This window comes from Kribbella lupini (assembly GCF_039529595.1).
Classification (GTDB): domain Bacteria; phylum Actinomycetota; class Actinomycetes; order Propionibacteriales; family Kribbellaceae; genus Kribbella; species Kribbella lupini.
Genome location: NZ_BAAANC010000002.1, coordinates 2,124,806 through 2,142,215, shown reverse-complemented (window position 1 = coordinate 2,142,215; position 17,410 = coordinate 2,124,806). Strand labels below are relative to the sequence as shown.

The 17,410-nt window shown below is 69.4% G+C and carries 19 protein-coding genes; 14 read left to right on the top strand and 5 right to left on the bottom strand.

Going from position 1 to position 17,410, the window contains the following annotated elements:
* The first annotated feature begins 6 nt into the window (after positions 1-6).
* From ABD235_RS23555 to ABD235_RS23520, 8 genes are all read left to right on the top strand, one after another.
* Positions 7-789, top strand: coding sequence for a PrsW family intramembrane metalloprotease (locus tag ABD235_RS23555; RefSeq protein WP_344177568.1), 783 nt, complete (start codon positions 7-9; stop codon positions 787-789).
* Positions 790-834: 45 nt separating this feature from the next.
* Positions 835-1,479, top strand: a complete 645-nt coding sequence (locus tag ABD235_RS23550; protein ID WP_344177566.1) for a helix-turn-helix transcriptional regulator — start codon at positions 835-837, stop codon at positions 1,477-1,479.
* Positions 1,463-2,593: an aminotransferase class I/II-fold pyridoxal phosphate-dependent enzyme gene (locus ABD235_RS23545; RefSeq protein ID WP_344177564.1), complete on the top strand. Its 1,131-nt coding sequence runs from the start codon at positions 1,463-1,465 to the stop codon at positions 2,591-2,593. The genes ABD235_RS23550 and ABD235_RS23545 overlap by 17 nt, the downstream gene beginning before the upstream one ends.
* Positions 2,590-3,501, top strand: a complete 912-nt coding sequence (locus ABD235_RS23540) for an ornithine cyclodeaminase family protein (RefSeq protein ID WP_344177562.1) — start codon at positions 2,590-2,592, stop codon at positions 3,499-3,501. Before ABD235_RS23545 ends, ABD235_RS23540 begins: the two co-directional genes overlap by 4 nt.
* 277 nt (positions 3,502-3,778) lie before the next feature.
* Positions 3,779-5,038 (top strand): extracellular solute-binding protein, encoded by a 1,260-nt coding sequence (locus ABD235_RS23535; RefSeq protein WP_344177560.1) that lies wholly within the window; start codon positions 3,779-3,781, stop codon positions 5,036-5,038.
* 2 nt (positions 5,039-5,040) lie between these two features.
* Positions 5,041-5,217: a hypothetical protein gene (locus ABD235_RS23530; protein ID WP_344177558.1), complete on the top strand. Its 177-nt coding sequence runs from the start codon at positions 5,041-5,043 to the stop codon at positions 5,215-5,217.
* A 95-nt stretch (positions 5,218-5,312) separates the two neighbouring features.
* Positions 5,313-6,014, top strand: a complete 702-nt coding sequence (locus ABD235_RS23525; RefSeq protein ID WP_344177556.1) for a carbohydrate ABC transporter permease — start codon at positions 5,313-5,315, stop codon at positions 6,012-6,014.
* Positions 6,011-6,844: a carbohydrate ABC transporter permease gene (locus ABD235_RS23520; protein ID WP_344177554.1), complete on the top strand. Its 834-nt coding sequence runs from the start codon at positions 6,011-6,013 to the stop codon at positions 6,842-6,844. The genes ABD235_RS23525 and ABD235_RS23520 overlap by 4 nt, the downstream gene beginning before the upstream one ends.
* A gap of 44 nt (positions 6,845-6,888) precedes the next feature.
* Here ABD235_RS23520 and ABD235_RS23515 read toward each other — a convergent pair whose 3' ends face one another.
* From ABD235_RS23515 to ABD235_RS23505, 3 genes are read right to left on the bottom strand one after another with little or no spacing between them, the layout of a single operon-like run.
* Entirely contained in the window at positions 6,889-7,710 is an 822-nt protein-coding gene (locus ABD235_RS23515; protein ID WP_344177552.1) for a hypothetical protein, read from the bottom strand.
* The gene (locus ABD235_RS23510) at positions 7,707-8,270 is read right to left on the bottom strand and encodes an RNA polymerase sigma factor (protein WP_344177550.1); all 564 of its coding nucleotides are present in this window, start codon (positions 8,268-8,270) and stop codon (positions 7,707-7,709) included. Before ABD235_RS23510 ends, ABD235_RS23515 begins: the two co-directional genes overlap by 4 nt.
* 32 nt (positions 8,271-8,302) lie before the next feature.
* Positions 8,303-9,007 carry a GntR family transcriptional regulator gene (locus tag ABD235_RS23505; RefSeq protein ID WP_344177548.1) on the bottom strand — a complete coding sequence of 235 codons (705 nt, stop codon included), beginning with the start codon at positions 9,005-9,007 and terminating at the stop codon, positions 8,303-8,305.
* Between the two features lie 141 nt (positions 9,008-9,148).
* Between ABD235_RS23505 and ABD235_RS23500 the strand changes: the two genes are divergently transcribed.
* From ABD235_RS23500 to ABD235_RS23490, 3 genes are all read left to right on the top strand, one after another.
* Positions 9,149-10,081, top strand: coding sequence for a glycoside hydrolase family 16 protein (locus ABD235_RS23500; RefSeq protein WP_344177546.1), 933 nt, complete (start codon positions 9,149-9,151; stop codon positions 10,079-10,081).
* 392 nt (positions 10,082-10,473) lie between these two features.
* Positions 10,474-10,971 (top strand): RNA polymerase sigma factor, encoded by a 498-nt coding sequence (locus ABD235_RS23495; protein WP_344177544.1) that lies wholly within the window; start codon positions 10,474-10,476, stop codon positions 10,969-10,971.
* Positions 10,968-11,660 carry a hypothetical protein gene (locus ABD235_RS23490; RefSeq protein ID WP_344177542.1) on the top strand — a complete coding sequence of 231 codons (693 nt, stop codon included), beginning with the start codon at positions 10,968-10,970 and terminating at the stop codon, positions 11,658-11,660. Before ABD235_RS23495 ends, ABD235_RS23490 begins: the two co-directional genes overlap by 4 nt.
* Here the strand turns inward: ABD235_RS23490 and ABD235_RS23485 are convergent, their stop codons facing one another.
* The gene (locus ABD235_RS23485) at positions 11,661-12,848 is read right to left on the bottom strand and encodes a chymotrypsin family serine protease (protein ID WP_344177540.1); all 1,188 of its coding nucleotides are present in this window, start codon (positions 12,846-12,848) and stop codon (positions 11,661-11,663) included.
* Positions 12,849-13,048: 200 nt separating this feature from the next.
* On the opposite strand from ABD235_RS23485, the gene ABD235_RS23480 reads away from it, so the two are divergent.
* The 3 genes from ABD235_RS23480 to ABD235_RS23470 all read left to right on the top strand — a co-directional run bounded on the left by ABD235_RS23480 (position 13,049) and on the right by ABD235_RS23470 (position 15,945).
* Complete coding sequence (locus ABD235_RS23480) at positions 13,049-14,185, top strand: endonuclease (RefSeq protein WP_344177537.1); 1,137 nt, start codon at positions 13,049-13,051, stop codon at positions 14,183-14,185.
* Between the two features lie 10 nt (positions 14,186-14,195).
* A complete protein-coding gene (locus ABD235_RS23475; RefSeq protein WP_344177535.1) occupies positions 14,196-14,618 on the top strand; it encodes a VOC family protein in 423 nt (140 codons plus the stop codon).
* Between the two features lie 103 nt (positions 14,619-14,721).
* Positions 14,722-15,945 carry an MFS transporter gene (locus ABD235_RS23470; RefSeq protein WP_344177533.1) on the top strand — a complete coding sequence of 408 codons (1,224 nt, stop codon included), beginning with the start codon at positions 14,722-14,724 and terminating at the stop codon, positions 15,943-15,945.
* On the opposite strand, the gene ABD235_RS23465 is transcribed toward ABD235_RS23470, so the two are convergent.
* Positions 15,935-17,263 carry an AAA family ATPase gene (locus tag ABD235_RS23465; RefSeq protein WP_344177531.1) on the bottom strand — a complete coding sequence of 443 codons (1,329 nt, stop codon included), beginning with the start codon at positions 17,261-17,263 and terminating at the stop codon, positions 15,935-15,937. The two genes, ABD235_RS23470 and ABD235_RS23465, sit on opposite strands and share 11 nt — an antisense overlap.
* Between the last annotated feature and the right edge of the window lie 147 nt (positions 17,264-17,410).

Below are 17,410 nucleotides of genomic sequence, written 5' to 3'. Positions count from 1 at the left end.
CAGCGCATGGCACAGACGGCGGTACGCAGGTGGGCTTGGATCGGGACGTTCGTGGTGGGGACGGCGCTGTACCTGCTGGTGCTCGCGGTGCTCACCGACACCGACAACCCCAACCTCTTCCCGACGATGATTCTGCTGGGCGCCCTGGTCGTCCCGCTGACCTTCGTCACGTTCGCGGCCGGCCGGTCCGGGCGCTGGTTGATCGACGGGCCGACCCTCGGCGGGTCGCTGCTGTTCGGCGGAGTCGTCGGGGTGGTCGTCGCCGGCTTGCTCGAGTACGACGCGATGCGGCGGCTCGGCACGCTCCCGATGGTCGGCGTCGGCCTGATCGAGGAGGCCGCCAAGCTGGTCGTCCCGCTGGTCCTGGTCGTCTTCTTCGGCACCCGTTACCGCCACTCGATCGGCGGCGGCATCGTGATCGGCGTCGCGGTCGGCACCGGCTTCGCCGTCCTGGAGACGATGGGCTACGCCTTCGTCGCGCTGCTCCAGTCCGGCGGCAACGTCGGCGCCGCCGAGCAGACCCTGTTCATCCGCGGCCTGCTCTCCCCCGCCGGCCACGCCGCCTGGACCGGCCTCACCTGCTGGGGTCTCTGGCGCTTCGTCGTCCGTCCCACGGGCAAACACCTGGCCGGCTTCATCGGCATGTACGCACTCGCCGTGACCCTCCACAGCATCTGGGACGGCCTCGGCGGCCGCATCACGTACGCCGTCGTCGGCGCCATCTCCATCGGCCTGCTCCTCCTGGGCCTCCGACACGCCCGCCAGCAGGACGACCGCCTGCCGGCCTGATCTCGATCTGGACAATTCGTCTTACGTGGACGTATCGTCCAGAGCATGTCCAGCCCTGAGCTCAAGGCCGAGGTCGATCGGCTGGCGCCGGTCGGCGAGGCGATCGCGCGGTTGCTGTCGCCGCACGCCGAGGTGGTGCTGCACGATCCGGCGACCGACCGGGTGGTCGCGATCTGGAATCCGCTGTCGGAACGCAAGGTGGGCGCGCCGTCCTTGCTCGGGGAGCTGGACGAGCTGGCGGAGACCGGGCGGGACGTCTACGGGCCCTACCCGAAGTCGCTGGCCGACGGGCGGCGACTGTCGAGCGTGAGTGCCGTACTGCGGGACGCGGACGGCAAGGCCGGGCTGGTGCTGTGCATCAACGTGGACCGGACGGCGTTCGAGGAGGCAGGGCGGATCCTGGCGGCGTTCGCGGCGCCGGTGACCGGGCAGCCGCGGGTGCTGTTCGAGCACGACTGGACCGAGACGCTGAACGACGTGGTCGGCGAGTTCGTCCGCGAGCGTGGCGCGCCGGTCGACCGGCTGTCCCGCGACGACCGGCTCGAGCTGGTCGGGCGGTTGGAGGCGGCCGGCGTACTGAGTCAGCGGCGGTCGGTACCGGCGGTGGCGCGAGCGCTGAAGATCTCCCGGTCCGCGCTCTACCAGCTGCTCGGCGAGGCGCGGAAGGAGCACGATGGCGACCCTGCCTGACTTCCGGCTGGAGACGTACTTCTCGCGCTGGGAGTTCAGTGCGCGCTACCACCTGACCGCATCGGACGCGCAGTCGCTGCCAATGGCGGAGCTGCTCGCGATGGCGGACGACGACGGCCGCGAGCGCTGGGAGTCGCTGGCGCTCAGCTACACCGAGACGCGCGGCCTGCCCGCCTTGCGCGAGGAGATCGCCCGCACGTACGACGGCCTCGAGCCCGACGACGTGATGTGCTTCGCCGGCGCCGAGGAAGGCATCTACCTGGCGATGCGTGTGCTGCTCGCACCGGGCGACCACGTCGTCGTCCTGACGCCGAACTACCAGGCGGCCGAGACGATCCCGCTCGACATCTGCACGGTGACCGGCGTCGCGCTGCGGCCCGAGGACGGCTGGGCGCTCGACGTCGACGCGATCGAGCGGGCGCTGCGGCCCGAGACGCGGCTCGTGTCGGTGAACTTCCCGAACAACCCGACCGGCGCCGTACCGGACCCCACGGCGTGGGAGCGGCTGGTCCGGCTGTGCGACGAGCGCGGGATCCGGTTGTTCAGCGACGAGGTCTACCGCGGGCGCGAGCTCGACCGACTGTCGTTGCCTCAGGCAACCGATCTGTCAGCGTCGGCGCTGTCGCTGAACGTGATGTCGAAGGCGTACGGCCTGCCCGGGCTGCGGATCGGCTGGATCGCCTGCCGCGACCGCGCGGTCCTGGACAAGCTCGAGCGCGCCAAGCACTACACCTCGATCTGCAACTCCGCTCCGAGCGAGGTCCTCGCGCTGATCGGCCTGCGCGCCCGGGACCGCCTGCTGGAACGCAACCGCGGCATCGTCGCGCGGAACCTGCCGCTCTTCGCGGAGTTCTTCGCCCGCCGCCCGGACCTCTTCGACTTCGACGCCCCACAAGGCGGCTGCGTCTGCTTCCCCCGGTACGCCGGTCCGGATGGCGTCGAGACCATGTGCGCCGAGCTGGTGGAGCAGGCCGGCGTCCTGCTGCTGCCGTCGAGCATCTACTCCTCGGCCCTCACCGCAACGCCGGCCGACCGCTTCCGCGTCGGCCTCGGCCGCCTCGATCCCGCACCCGCGCTCGATGCCTGGGGCAACTGGTTGGAGAAGCGCGGATGACGCTGCGAGTGATCCGTCTCGACGAGATCCGCTCGGTGGTGAAGCCGCAGCTGGTCTTCGACGCGGTCCGGTCGGCGTTGATCGCCCACACCGAAGGACGGACCCAGGTCCCGCTCCCGATGGTGCTGGACTTCCCGGCGGCGTCCGGCGACTGCCACGTCAAGGCCGGGTACGTCGAAGGCTCACCACATTTCACGGTGAAGATCGCCAGCACCTTCGCCTCGGTGAACAACGGCCTGATGCTCGTCGTCGACGCGACCACCGGCGAACCCGCCGCCGTGCTGGCCGACGAAGGCCGCCTCACCGCCTGGCGTACGGCGGCGGCCGGAGCCCTGATCACCGACGCGATGACGCCTGCCGATGTCGAGGAGATCCTCGTCCTCGGAACCGGCGACCAGGCTCGCCTGCAGGCGAGCTGGCTCACCCACCTGCGCCCGAGCCTGCGGTTCCAGATCTGGGGCCGCCGCCCGGAGGCGGTCACGAAGCTGGTCGACAAGCTGCAAGCGAGCGGTATCGAGGCCCGGCCCAGGCTCGGCGCCGACGGCTCTACCCCCTCGTGCGTGATCGCCACGACCCCCGCGACCTCACCTCTTCCCCTCGAGCTGTTCCGCGACGCCGTGCATGTCACCGGCGTCGGCACCGACATGCCCGGCAAGGGCGAGCTGCCGCCCGGGATCTTCGCCGGCGCGACCGTCGTCACCGACGATCACGAGCAGTGCCTCGACCACGGCGACTTCGGCAACGCCGTACGGGCCGGTGTGATCGGCGACGACGTCGACCGGTCCGTCGGCGCGGTCCTGCGGGACGGCTTCCCCCGCCGTACGGAACGCTCGATCGCGGACCTCACCGGGCTCGGTGTCCAGGACGCGGCGACCGCCTCCGCGGTGATCGCGGCCCTCGGCAGATAACAGCAAGCGGTTGCCGCCAAAGACAACTGGTCCGATAAATGCCGGACCAGCTCACCAACTGGTCCGTTGCGTTATTTGCAACGCAGGCTGCGGATAACGCTGTCAATTGCGCACTTAGTGCACTTTTCGGGCTTGCGCACGCTCTCACGACTTAGTAACGGAACCTACTGAACTATTGACTGGCCGACCTGCCGTCCGCAATTCTCACTGCCACTGAACGACAGGTTCATACCAGTCAGCCGGGCGCCGGTCCGGCTACTCCGCCAGAGGTGATCCGATGAAGTTCCGTTCCCTTGCCGTCGCCGCGGTCGCGGCTCTCTCCCTCACGACGGTGGCCGCCTGCGGTGGCTCCGACGGTGACAACGCCGCCGCCGACGGCCCGACCACGATCGATGTCTGGCTGATGAAGGGCAGCGTCTCCGACGACTTCCTCAAGCGCTTCACCGACGACTTCGCCGCGAAGCACCCGGACGTGAAGGCGAACGTCCAGATCCAGGAGTGGAACGGGATCGGCCCGAAGATCATCGGCGCGCTGGCCAGCAAGGACGCGCCGGACGTGATCGAGGTCGGCAACACCCAGGTCGCGCAGTACTCGGCCTCGGGCGGCGTCAAGGACCTGACCGACAAGAAGGCCGACCTCAAGGGCGACGACTGGATCGAGGGCCTGGCCGGTCCGGGCCTGTACGAGGGCAAGCAGTACGGCATCCCGTACTACGCCGCGAACCGCGTGGTCGTCTACCGCAAGGACCTGTTCCAGGCGGCCGGCGTGACCCCGCCGAAGACCCGCGACGAGTGGATCGCCACGACCACCAAGCTGAACACCGGCGGCAACCAGGGCATCTACCTGCCGGGCCAGAACTTCTACGTGCTGTCCGGCTTCATCTGGGACGAGGGCGGCGACCTCGCGGTCAAGGACGGCGACCAGTGGAAGGGCGCGCTGTCCACGCCCGAGGCGCTGAAGGGGATGGAGTTCTACAAGCAGATCCAGGCGCTCGGCAAGGGCCCGAAGGACTCCGACGAGGCCAAGCCGACCCAGACCGACGTCTTCGCGCAGGGCAAGGTCGCCCAGATGATCGCCGTCCCGGGCGCGGCCGAGCTGATCGCCCAGGCGAACCCGGCGCTGAAGGACAAGCTGGGCTTCTTCCCGATCCCGGGCAAGACCGCCGACAAGCCGGGCGCGGTCTTCACCGGTGGCTCGGACCTGATCATCCCGGAGGCCTCCGACGGGCAGGACGCGGCGTACACGTTCATCAAGGAGCTGGCCGGTGAGCAGTGGCAGACCGACCTGGCCAAGTCGATGAAGTACGTGCCGAACCGGACCAGCCTGGCCGCCTCGGTCGGGGCCGACGAGGGGGTCGCGGCGATGGCCGCCGGGGCCGCCAACGGCAAGGCGACCCCGAACTCGCCGAACTGGGCCGCGGTCGAGGCGAAGAACCCGATCAAGGAGTACCAGACCAAGGTCCTGACCGGTGGTGACCCGGCGGCTGCCGCGAAGGCGGCCGACGAGATCATCACCCAGGCCCTGAACACCAAGTAGCCGTGGCTGTCACCCACGTCGAGAGCACGGCGGAACACGCCCCCGCCGCCCGGACCGGTTCGCCGGCCCCCGGGCGGCGGGGGCGTTCCCTGCCGGTGCGTCTGCTGCCGTACCTGCTGGTCGCGCCGACCGTGCTCGGTACGGCGTACCTGCTGGTCTACCCGCTGATCCGGAACTGATCATCTCGTTCCAGAAGTTCGGCATCGCGCAGCTGATCCGCGGTGGCGCCGACTTCGTCGGCTTCGACAACTACCGGCAGATCCTGTCCGACGACATGTTCTGGGGCGTCGTGCTGAGGACGTTCGTCTTCACCGCGATCAACGTCTCGCTGATCATGGTGCTGGCCACGCTGATCGCGCTGCTGATCGGTGCCTTGGGCAAGAAGATGCGGCTGGCCGTGATGGGTGGCCTGGTGGTCGCCTGGGCGATCCCGGTGATCGCCGCGACCACCGTCTTCCAGTGGCTGTTCCAGTCCCAGCTCGGCGTCGTGAACTGGGTGCTGGTCGCGCTCGGCTTCGAGCAGTTCGACGGCTACGCCTGGTTCGCCAACGGCACGTCGACGTTCGCGATCATCGTCGTCCTGATCGTCTGGCAGTCGGTACCGTTCGCCGCCCTCACCCTGTACGCCGCGATGACGACCGTGCCGAAGGAACTGCACGAGTCGGCGCAGATCGACGGCGCCGGCGCGACCAAGACGTTCTGGCTGATCACGTTCCCGATCCTGCGGCCGATGTTCGGGCTGATCTTCTGCCTGGAGATCATCTGGGTCTTCAAGTGCTTCGTGCAGATCTGGGCGATCAGCCAGGGCGGGCCGGGCAACGCGACGCTGACGCTGCCGGTCTACGCCTACCAGGTGGCCCAGTCGCTGAACCGCTACGACCTCGGCGCCGCGATCTCGATGGTGACCGTGGTGATCCTCGGCGTCGCGCTGCTGGCCTACTTCCGGCAGATGTTCAAGGAAGAAGGTGAACTGTGAGGACGCGGATCGGGCGGAAGGTCTCGCTCAACACGCTGGCCCTGATCGTGCTCGCCTTCTCGGTGTTCCCGGTCTACTGGATGGTGCTGACGGCGTTCAAACCGACCAAGGACATCCAGGCCGAGACGCCGTCGTTCTTCCCCACGAACATCACCTTCAGCCACTTCGGTACGGCGGTGCACGCCGACGGGTTCTGGCTGTTCTGGCGCAACAGCGCGCTGGTCGCGGTCTCGGCCGTGCTGCTCGCGCTGGTGATCGCGTGCCTGGCGGCGTACGCCGTGGCGCGGATGAAGTGGCGCGGCCGGCAGGCGTTCATCCTGATGGTGTTCATCGCGCAGATGACGCCGTGGGAGGCGCTGCTGATCCCGATGTACGTGATCGCCCGCGACACCGACATGCTCGACAAACTGACCATGCTGACGCTGATCTACTTCATGGTCACGCTGCCGTTCACGATCGTGACGCTGCGCGGGTTCCTGAACGCGATCCCGGTCGAGCTCGAGGAGGCCGCGCAGGTCGACGGCTGCAACCAGTTCCAGGCGTTCCGGCGGGTCGTCTTCCCGCTGCTCGCGCCCGGGCTGCTGTCCACGTCGCTGTTCGGTTTCATCACCGCCTGGAACGAGTTCGCCTTCGCGAACCTGCTGATCATCAAGAACCAGGACCAGCGCACGCTGCCGGTCTGGCTCTCGTCGTTCAGCAACACCTTCGGCACCGACTGGGGAGCCACGATGGCCGCGGCCACGCTGTTCATGCTCCCCGTCCTGCTGATCTTCCTGGTCCTCCAGGGCCGCGTCACCGCAGGCGTGGCCGCAGGCGCCGTCAAGGGCTGACCCCGTGGCCGGTACGTCGCTGAGCGGCGTACCGGCCCTTGGGTTCACTTCAGCTTGTCAGTCACCCACAGAATGCCCTTCCCGTCGGCGAGCAGTCCGCCCTGGGTGACGTAGAGGTTGCCCGGAACACTGTGCGCGTCCTTGCCGGAACCGTCGCTGTAGTCGACGCGGTACTCGTCGACGGTCACGTCACGCTGCCGCAGCATCTCCAGCACCTGACTGACCTGAAGCCCCTGGTACTTGACGCCGTCCAGTGGCTCGCCCGGTCCGCCCAGGTCGCCCATGGCCGCAGCGGTCTCGCCCGGCCGCAGCGGGCGGCCGATCTCGAGGGTTCCCTCACCGCGGAAGTCCTTGGAGACGGAGATCTCGATGTGACACGACGAGTCGACCCCGAGCTTGCAGCCGGCCGGCGTCTCGCCGATCGTCACGTGCCGCGCATTGGATCCGTCGCTGAAGCCCGCCGAGGTCTCCTGGCCGACGATCGACGGCGTCGCGGGGACGAGGACCAGCTTGAACTTCAGCCCCTGCTGCTCGAGTTCGCGGTTGAACCGCTTGGTGTCGGCCTGCAGATCGATCACCGTGATCTTCAGGTCGTCCCCCTGGTAGGCGAACGCGAGGGCCTCCGGGTGCGAGTCGCCGGATCGCTGCACCGCCGTCAGCGCGATCCCACCGACCAGGCTCGCCGCGACCAGGACCGGCACCAGCCGGCGAGCGACGGCTCGACGCGGACGGGGCGTCGCCTGCTTCTCTGTGCGCTGGGTCCGCGACACCACGTCGTTCCAGACCTTGTCGCGGCTGCGGGTAGCCGTTCGGAGTTCGTCGTCGGTGACCGGGTCGAGCGCCCGGATCTGGTCCAGAGTGGTCATGCCGGTCCTCCTTCGTGGGCTGGGCTGAGGGGCTGCGCCGCCGGTGCTTCGTCGGTCGAGCGGAGCAGCTTCTCGAAGCGGCGCCTGGCCCGGTGGAGGCGGATGCGGACGGCGTTGCGGGAGCAGTCGAGCGCGACGGCGACCTGGTCGACCTCCAGGCCCTCCCACGCGATCAGCGACAGCAGTTCGCGGTCCCGTTCCGGTAGTTCGTTCCAGGCCGCCGCGGTGAGCGCGGCCGCCTCGGGGGACGACGCGTCCTGGCGAGCGGTCGGCGTGGCCCGGAGTTGTTCGGTCAGTGCCGACCGCCGGTCCTCGCGGCGGCGGTAGTTGGCCAGCGTCCGGCGCGCGACGGCGTACAGCCAAGGGAGGGCCTCGGCCGGTACGTCGTCGAGCTTGCGCCACGCGACCAGGAACGTCTCGGCGACCAGGTCGTCGACGTCGCCGCGGTTCGGCACGCGCCGGAGGTAGTACGCGACCAGGCGGTCGTAGCAGGCCGAGAAGACGGCCTCGAACCGCGCGAGCCGAACGTCGTCCGGAGGACCGTCTCTGTTGTCCGTCATGCCCCTCTTCTGTCGGGGAGGGGCCCATGATTTCAGTCCGGGAAGGTCAATCTCGTGGTGATCCGGTAGCGGTCGCCGCGGTAGATCGACCGCGTGTACTCGACCACGGCGCGGTCGGCCGTTCGGGTCGTGCGCTCGATCAGCAGGGCCGGGGAGTGCAGCGGAACGTCGAGCTGGGCGGACTCCTGGTGGTCGGTGACCGTCGGCTCGGTGACCTGTACGGCGTCGCGCGGCGCCACGTCGTACCGGTCGCGGAGCAGCGCGTAGAACGAGCCGGTCTCGAAGTCGCGGCCGGTGATTTCGGGGACCAGCGAGGCCGGAATGCGGATCCGCTCGACGCACATCGGGATCCCGTCGACGAGCCGGAGGCGGACCACCGCGATCAGTTCCGCGCCGGGTGAGACCTCCAGCCGGCGGCCCATCCGCGCTCCGGCCGGCTCGACCGCGAAGCTGATCAGCCGGCTCTGCCACGGGCTGCCCTCGGCCGGCGGCAGCGCGAAGTCACCGGCCTCGGTCGGCTCGAGCTCCTGGTGGATCTTCCGGGCGCTGACGAACGTGCCGCGTCCGTGCTCGCGGACCACCACGCCCTCCCGGGCCAGATCGTCGAGAGCGGCCCGCAGGGTCGGTCGTGAGACGCCCAGCGACTCGCTCAGGCTGCGCTCCGACGGCAGCACCTGACCCGGGCCGCTGGTCTCGATCAGGGCCAGCAGTTGATCCCGTGCCTGGGTCCGTCGCATGCGGCGAATATTACCAGTGGTCTGACCAGTGAGAGCGATCCCACGGTTAAGACAAGCTCTTGACTTAACCACTCGAACGCGTCAGATTGCCAGGAGTGACCCAGTGGTCACACCCTCTCCGCCCCGAGAAAGGTGTTCACCATGGCTCGATCCCGCGCTCTGCGGACCACTGCCGCCGTCGCCGTCCTGGCCGCTGTCGCGGCAGCGGTCGGCGTACCGGCTTCTGCTCGTCCCGCTCCGGACAAGGCCGCCGCCTGCGGCGCCTTCTTCGACGACTTCAGCTACAGCTCCCGGACCGATCCCGCGTTCACGGCGCACGACTGGAGCATCCGTACGTCGGCCGGCGGCCCAGGCGTCGGCGGCGCGACCTGGGCGGCGAGCAACATCAGCTTCCCGGTCGTCGACGGCCAGAAGTCGCTGCAGCTCCGTGCGAGCACCAACGGCACCGCCGGCGGTACGACGCACGCCCAGGTGCAGCAGAACCGGCAGCGGTTCTTCGAAGGCACCTACGCGACCCGGTTCAAGTTCAGCGACGTACCGGTCAGTGGCAACGACGGCGACACGGTCAACCAGACCTTCTACACGATCTCGCCGCTGCGCTACGACTGGGACCCGATCTACAGCGAGCTCGACATCTCCGAGTACCTGCCGAACGGCGGCTGGGGCGAGACCGGCGCGACGAACTTCTTCACCAGCTGGAACACCTACCAGGTCGACCCCTTCGACGGCTGGCGCGCGAGCACCGCGCGCAGGCGGAGCCACGCCGGCTGGCACACGCTGGTCGCGACGGTCGCCGCCGGGCACGTGAAGTACTACGTCGACGGCGCGCTGGTCGCCGACCACACCGACGACGGCCAGGGCCACACGGTCTACCCGCGGCAGGGCATGACGCTGAACTACAACCAGTGGTTCATCGACCTGAGCGGCCACTCCGGCGGGACCAGCGTCTGGGCCCAGTCGGCCGACTGGGTGTACTACGCGAAGAACGAGGTCCTGAGCCCGTCGGCGGCGGCCGCGCGGGTGGCGTCGTACCGGTCCTCCGGCACCGCGCACACGGACACGATCAGCTGCTGAAACAGTTAATGGTCAGTACCGTGAGACGGCCTCCGGCAACCCATGGACTTTCCGTTCGCGACTGAGTACGGTCCGTTACGGCGTCCGCACCACGCCACTGCACGGGGAAGGGCTCCGAGCCCTTCCTCTCACCGGTCGGTGAGGTGCTGCCCGCCAGTAGCGCCTCACTGGTGGCTGGGCGAGCAGACCCTGGTAGCAGCCGGGGTCTGATGGGGGCCCGGACACCTAGGTGGGGCGGAGCAGCGCGGTCGTCCGACCATCGCGCTTCCCCGCCCCACCGACTCAACTCCCCGCGTCCTTCCGAGGCGCCGGGAAACTCGCCGAACCGCCCCCAACGCTCCGCACCCACCGGTCGTCTAGCTTGTCGACAGGGAAACCGAAGGACGGTGCCGGTGGCTGACTGGAAGAGCACGTTCGACGAGCTGGTCGCGGTCCGCGGCTCGGCGCTGCGTGGCTACGCCTATCTGCTGACCGGGGACGCGGCGAGTGCCGCCGACCTGGTCCAGGAGGCGCTGCTGCGGGTGTTCGGCCGGCTCCGCGTCGGCAGCGACATCGAGCAGCTCGAAGGTTATCTGCGCCGCGTGATCCTGAACCTGTACGTCGACGACCGGCGGCGGGCGAAGAAGTGGCGCGAGACCAGGCACCTGCTGGTCGAGCCCGACGACCAGCTCGGCGAGGACCTCGCCACGACGCACACGGTCCGCCACGCACTGTCCGACCTGTCACCCAAGCAGCGCGCCTGCGTGGTGCTGCGGTACTACGAAGACCTCACGGTCCCGGAGATCGCGGACCAGCTCGGATGCGCCGAGGGCACGGTGAAACGCCATCTAGCCGATGCGAGATCGAGGTTGGCCGCGCAGCTCGGCGTGACAGAGGAGAGTGTGCAATGACGTCGAAGGACCTGAAGGACCTTCTCGGCGCGGTGGCGGACGAGGGCCGGGACACCGTGGACCTGGACGAGCGGGCGCTGGCCGGGCGGATCAAGGGCCGTCGCCGGCGCAACGCGCTGGTCGCGGGAGCGGCGAGCCTGGGCACGGCCGCGGTGATCGCGATCGCGGCGGTGGCCGTCGTACCGAATCTCGGGGGGAACGCGGACACGCCCGTCGCGGGCGCTCGCCAGGCGACCGGGCTGACGGTCGGGTCCTGTGGTGGAACCGCAGGTGGTGAGCCGAGGACCGACACCCCGTTCGAGCTGTCCGCGGCGCCGGGGGTTCAGCCGGTCAGCGGAAGGCCCGACCTCGCCACTGTGGAGGTGCGGCTGACCAACCGGACGGACACGGTGCTGAAGGACTGGGTCACCAGTGAGCGGCCGCAGGTCTCGGTAGCTCAGGACGGCAAGGTGGTGGCGACGCCGCTGCCGAGCCGATCGGTAGGAGTGCGAGTGACCCTGCAGCCCGGTGAGACGAAGACCCTGGGCACGACGATCAGCCTGCGCCGTTGCGGTGAGGCAACGACGCAGGCCGGGGAGAAACTCGCGCCGGGCAGCTACCAGCTCTACGCGACGCAGCTCTTCAGTCCGACCGACGGTGGCCCGCAGATCGAGGCCCAGGGCGGGCCCTGGACGGTCGAGCTGAAGTGATCACTTGATCGCGATGTTCGCCTTGAAGACGGACCGGATGGTGGTCCACCGCTCGGCGTACTGGTCGTCGCCCGCGTGGGCGATGTGCATGCCACGGATCTGGACGGTGCCGTTGACGTACTGGAACAGCGGCGCGCCCGAGTCACCGCCCTGGCCGTCCGGACCGCGGTAGGCGATCAGTTCGACCGTGCAGCCGGCCTCGTCGCAGAACTGCGCGTGCAGGCTGGTGACCACCTGCGAGCACTGCTCGTACGTCGTCTGCCCGCTGCGGCAGTAGGCGGCTCCGACCGCGGGGTCGGAGGCGCCGCTGACCAGGATGGTCGTCCCGGTCGCGCCACCGCGGTAGATGACCGAGCCGTACGTCCCGCCGCCGATCGCCTCGAAGTCGTAGTACGGGAAGCTCGGCCGGCTGCGGACCGTGCCCCACAACTGCTGGCCACCGCTCGAGAAGACCCGCTGACCCAGCGCGAAGCAGTGCCCGGCGGTGACCATGTAGCGGGCCGTCGAGGTGATGGTGAAGCCACTGGTGCAGACCGACGAGCCGTTGGTGATCGAGGCGCCACCGCGGTGCGGAGCCGGGTCGCTCTGCCGGGAGTCCCGGCTGACGTCGCCGTACTTCGTCTCGAGCACCGGCCCGTACTTGGCGAGCAGCGGCTGCATCGTCGCCGCGGGCGCGTCCGTCGTCACCGACATGGCGTCACGCTGCGCGTCGTAGTGGAAGGCGTAGCTGTACTTGTTCGCGCCGTCCTTCCACTGCCGGTTCTCCAGCACCGTCCGGATCGAGGTCAGCTCCGTCTTGGTGGTGCGACTCGGCAGGACCGTGGTCTCGGCACCGGCGACCTTCACCGACCGGGCCGCCTGGGCCTTCGCCGTCTTCGGCATCCGGACGACGTACTTGCCGGTCGCCTGGTCGTAGTAGACACCCAGGCCGCCGGACTTCGTGGCGTAGTCGTCGACCTGGCTGAACTTTTCCTCCTGCGCCGTCTGCGGCCCGTCGGGGGCCGTGGCGGCTGCTGCCTCCTTCTGCGCTCGGGCGGCCGCCAGTGCGGCCCCCTCCGCCGAAGGTGCCACGACGTCGCTCACGCCGAGTGGCTGGGCCACCGACGGCGTACCGACGAGCGCGAGCCCACCGGCACCGACCGACACCGCGGCGATCGCCATCGACAGCGATCTCCTCTTCACACGCATTCGTTACTCCCCAGACTTGGGTGCTGAACCCCTGCAGTCTGCCGAACTCGGGGGCCGCTCGCCGCTCGAACGCCACATCCTGCAATGTCGCGGTCACCCTACGGCCCGAAAGTCTTCGCCCGCCGGGACGTTCACCAGCCGGTACGACGGGGCAGACTGGTGCTCGACGCCGTTCCACACCGCCCCGTGGGAGACCCGCCGTGACAGCTCTTCGTTCGCTCCGTCCCGTGCTGCTGATCGGCGTACTGCTCGCCCTGCTCGGCTTCGGCACCACGCCGGCGCCGGCCGCGACCAGTGCGACCCTGACCGTTGCCGCCGCCATCCAGCAGCAGACCGGTGCCACCGGCACCGTCTCCGGGTACGTGGTCGGGCAGCCGACCGCCACGAACACGGTGGTCCGCAGCAACTTCCCCAACGACTACGCCCTGGCGCTGGCCGACTCGGCCGGGCAGACCAGTACGGCGAGCATGCTGTACGTCCAGATCCCGAGCGGCTTCCGTTCGGCGTACGGGCTGCGGTCGAACCCGTCGCTGGTCGGGCAGCAGATCACCGTGACCGGCAAGCTGGCGGCGTACTTCTCGCACCCGGGGCTGACCGGCGCGACGGCGTTCAGCGGCGGCGGTGGCTCGGACCCGGGCGACCCCGGTGATCCTTCGGACTACTACGCGGGAGCCGAGGGCAAGACCGGTGCGGCGCTGAAGTCGGCGCTGCACACGATCATCTCGAACCAGACCAAGCTCAGCTACGACCAGGTCTGGAACGCGCTGAAGGACACCGACCAGGACCCGAACAACGCCAACAACGTGATCCTGCTGTACTCCGGGCGCTCGCAGGCCAAGAGCACCAACGGCGGCGACCCGAACGACTGGAACCGCGAGCACGTCTGGGCCAAGTCGCACGGCGACTTCGGGACGGCGACCGGTCCCGGCACCGACGTGCACCACCTGCGGCCGGAGGACGTGTCGGTGAACGGCATCCGCGGCAACCTGGACTTCGACAACGGCGGCGGCACGGTCGCGGAGTGCTCGGGCTGCGCGGTCGACGGCGACTCGTTCTCGCCGCGGGCGGCGGTCCGCGGCGACGTCGCGCGGATGATCTTCTACATGGCGGTCCGGTACGAGGGCGGCGACGGTTTCGCGAACCTCGAGCCCAACGAGTCGGTGAACAACGGCACCGCGCCGTACATCGGAAAGCTCTCGGTGCTGAAGGCCTGGAGCCAGGCCGACCCGCCGGACGCCTTCGAGAAGCGCCGCAACCAGGTGATCTACGACAACTGGCAGCACAACCGCAACCCGTTCATCGACCACCCGGAGTGGGTCGCGTCGATCTGGCCCTAGGTTTGAGGACATGACTGAATCTGTTCCGCGCTTCCATCTGGCCATGCCGGTTGACGACCTGGCCGCGGCCGCCGAGTTCTACGGCTCGGTGATCGGCTGCGAGCGCGGCCGTTCGTCCGACACCTGGATCGACTGGAACCTGCACGGCCACCAGTTCGTGACCCACCTCGCGCCCGGCCGGTCACAGGGCATCCACAACCCGGTGGACGGCCACGACGTCCCGGTCCCGCACTTCGGCCTGATCCTGCCCATCCCCGACTTCCACGCCCTGGCCGACCGCTTCAAGGCCGCCGGCAAGACCTTCGTCATCGACCCGTACCTGCGCTTCGAGGGCCTGCCCGGCGAGCAGTGGACGATGTTCCTGCTGGACCCGGCCGGCAACGCCCTGGAGTTCAAGGCGTTCGCCGACGAGGCGCAGATCTTCGCCACCTGAGCCCGACGTTTGCACGGAGTTCGAAAGCCTGTAGTTCCGGCCTGATCCGGAACTACGCTGCCGCCCGCGGCCTGCCTTCGCAGTCGCTGAGGGAGGGGGCGCGGTGGCGAACGCCGGCTATCGGGAAGTGCTCGCGATCCGCGAGTTCCGGGCGATGTGGCTGGCCGAGCTGCAGTCGGTCTGCGGGGACCAGTTGGCCCGGGTCGCGTTGTCGGTGCTGGTGTTCGCCGACACCGGCTCGGCGGCGCTGACCGGGCTGACGTACGCGCTGACCTTCGTGCCGTCGCTGCTCGGCGGGATCTTCCTGACCGGCCTCGCGGACCGGTTCCCGCGTCGCGAGTTGATCGCGGTGGTCGACGCGTTGCGCGGATGCCTGATCCTGCTGGTGACGATTCCGGGCATGCCGTTCGTGGTGATGTGCGTGCTGGTCGGGATCGTGTCGCTGCTGCAGCCGGTGTTCAAGTCGGCCCAGCTCGCGCTGCTGCCCGGCGTACTGGGTGAAGAGCGGTACCTGACCGGCATGGCGATCCGCAGCATCACCATCCAGTCGGCGCAGATGGCCGGCTTCGCCGGTGGTGGACTGCTGATCGCGGTCTTCAACCCGTACGTCGTGCTGCTGGTCGACGCGGTCACGTTCTTCGGGTCCGCGCTGCTGATCCGGACCGGGCTGCGGCACCGGCCGGCGGCCGACCGTCCGCGCGAGGACGGCGTACGGCGGTCGTGGCGGTCGTCGGCGGGTGAGACCTGGGGACTGCTGTTCGCGGATCGCGGGATGCGCGCGCTGGTGCTGATGCTGTGGCTGATGGCGGTCGTCGCCGTGTACGAGGGGATGGCGGCGCCGTACGCGGCGGTGTTCGGCGGAGGCTCGGTGACGGTCGGGCTGATCCTCGCGGCCGATCCGCTCGGGTCGGTGCTCGGCGCCTTCGCCTACAGCAAGTGGACGCCCGAGGCGTGGCGCACGAAGCTCCTCGGGCCCTTCGCCGTGCTCGCCGCTTTGCCCGTAGCCCTGTGTCTGTTGCGTCCTGGCCTGGTCGCCTCGATCGTGCTGTTCGTGATCGCCGGCGCCTTCGGCACGATCGTCGTCCTGCAGTCCACGACGACGATGACGTTCCTGCTTCCCGACGCCCGGCGGGGCCAGGCGATCGGCATGTCCAACTCGGGCCTGACGACCGCAACCGGCGTCAGTCCTTTGTTCGCGGGAGTCCTGGCCGACAAGACCGACGCGGTCAACGCCGTCGGCTGGTTCGGCCTCGCCGGCCTGCTGGTCGCGATCCCGCTGGCGCTGACCTGGCAGCGGGCTTCACCAAAAGTAGCTGCTAACGGTTGACGGTGAAGGTGCTCTGGCCCACCCGACGACTCTGCGTCTTGGTGCCCTCCGCGTGCCGACCAGCACCCTCCGCCGTGATCGCCGGTGTCGCCGAGCCCGGTAGGGCAACACCGGCGGTGGCGGCCGACTGACCAAGGCGGATCTCCACGAAGTCGCGCATTCCCGGATCCGCCACGGTGATCCGATCGCCCGTCTCCCGGATCAGCCCCCGCGCCACCAGCAGCTGCCGCGCGCCGTCGACCGCCGGCCAGTTCCCCGGCCCGGCGGCCTGTGTCTCGGCCGGCATCGACAACCCGCGCGCACCCCGGGCGGCCGTCTTCGCGAGCAACTCCTTCTCCGCGGCCGAGCACGAGTTCCACTCGGCCTGGTACACGACCCGCGAATCCGCGGTGACCTGCGCGATCGCCGCCTTCGCGACGACGGGCGTCAGTCCGTCCGGCTGGTCCCCGATCAGGTCGACGGCCTTCTCCGACAGATCACGCAACCGCCCGGGATGACCACCGGACGCCTGCAGCAGCTGATCGACCGCCTCCGCGCTGTGCGCGATCCCGGCCTGCCGCAACGGCTCGGTCAGCGTCGGCCGCAGCTCGTCGGCCGACAGCGGACCACACACGCGGACGTCGTACCGGCTGGTGATCGAGGTCGCGACCCCGGAGTGCCCGCCGGACGCGGCCATCAGGCGCGTCATCGCCAGCTCGCTGCCCGCGGCGACCAGGTACACCGGTCGCCCGCCACGCTCCAGATGCGTCGACAGGTCGGTCAGCGCGGCGAGGTCCCGCTCGGACGCGACGTCGAGGTTGTCGACCATCAGCACGACCGGCTCGCCCTTCTTCGCGGCCAGGTCGCCGAGCTCGGTCGCCAGCTCGTCGAGCGTCGAGCCGAGCCCGTTCCCGCCCGGCGCGTCCCACTGCCGCTTCGCGACCAGCTGCACCGGCGCGACCCCGACCCGGACCTCCGCGCCGTTCTGCTGGTTGCGCGACCGCTGGGTCAGGTTCTTGATCGTCTTCTTCAGCTTCCGCAGCGCGAGGAACCCGTACTGCTTGCGCAGCCCGCCGAGCTTGCGGGTCGCCTCGCGGACGAACCGGCTCTCCAGCGGCTCCCGCGGCGACGCGTCTACCCTCAGGCACGGCCATCCTCGAGCGAGCGCGAGCGCCTGGACCTTCTCCAGCTCGAAGCTCTTGCCCATCCCGGGCCCGCCGGTGAACAGCACCGTGTTCCGCTCCGGCGCCCGCAGGTCGAGCGAGACCGGCCGCCCGGCAGCGTCGATCCGGGTGACCGGCGAAGCGGGCCGCTGCGGCGTACCGAAGATCGGGTCCATCGCACCAGGCTGAGGCCCACAAGCGTGCCCTCGGCAACGACCAGGTGAACAGCGGGCCGCTCGCCGGTGGATCCGCGGGTGGTCGGCCGGTCGGCTATGGTGAGTTAGGTCTACCTAACTTCGTCGAACCAGGATCCCCTGATCCGC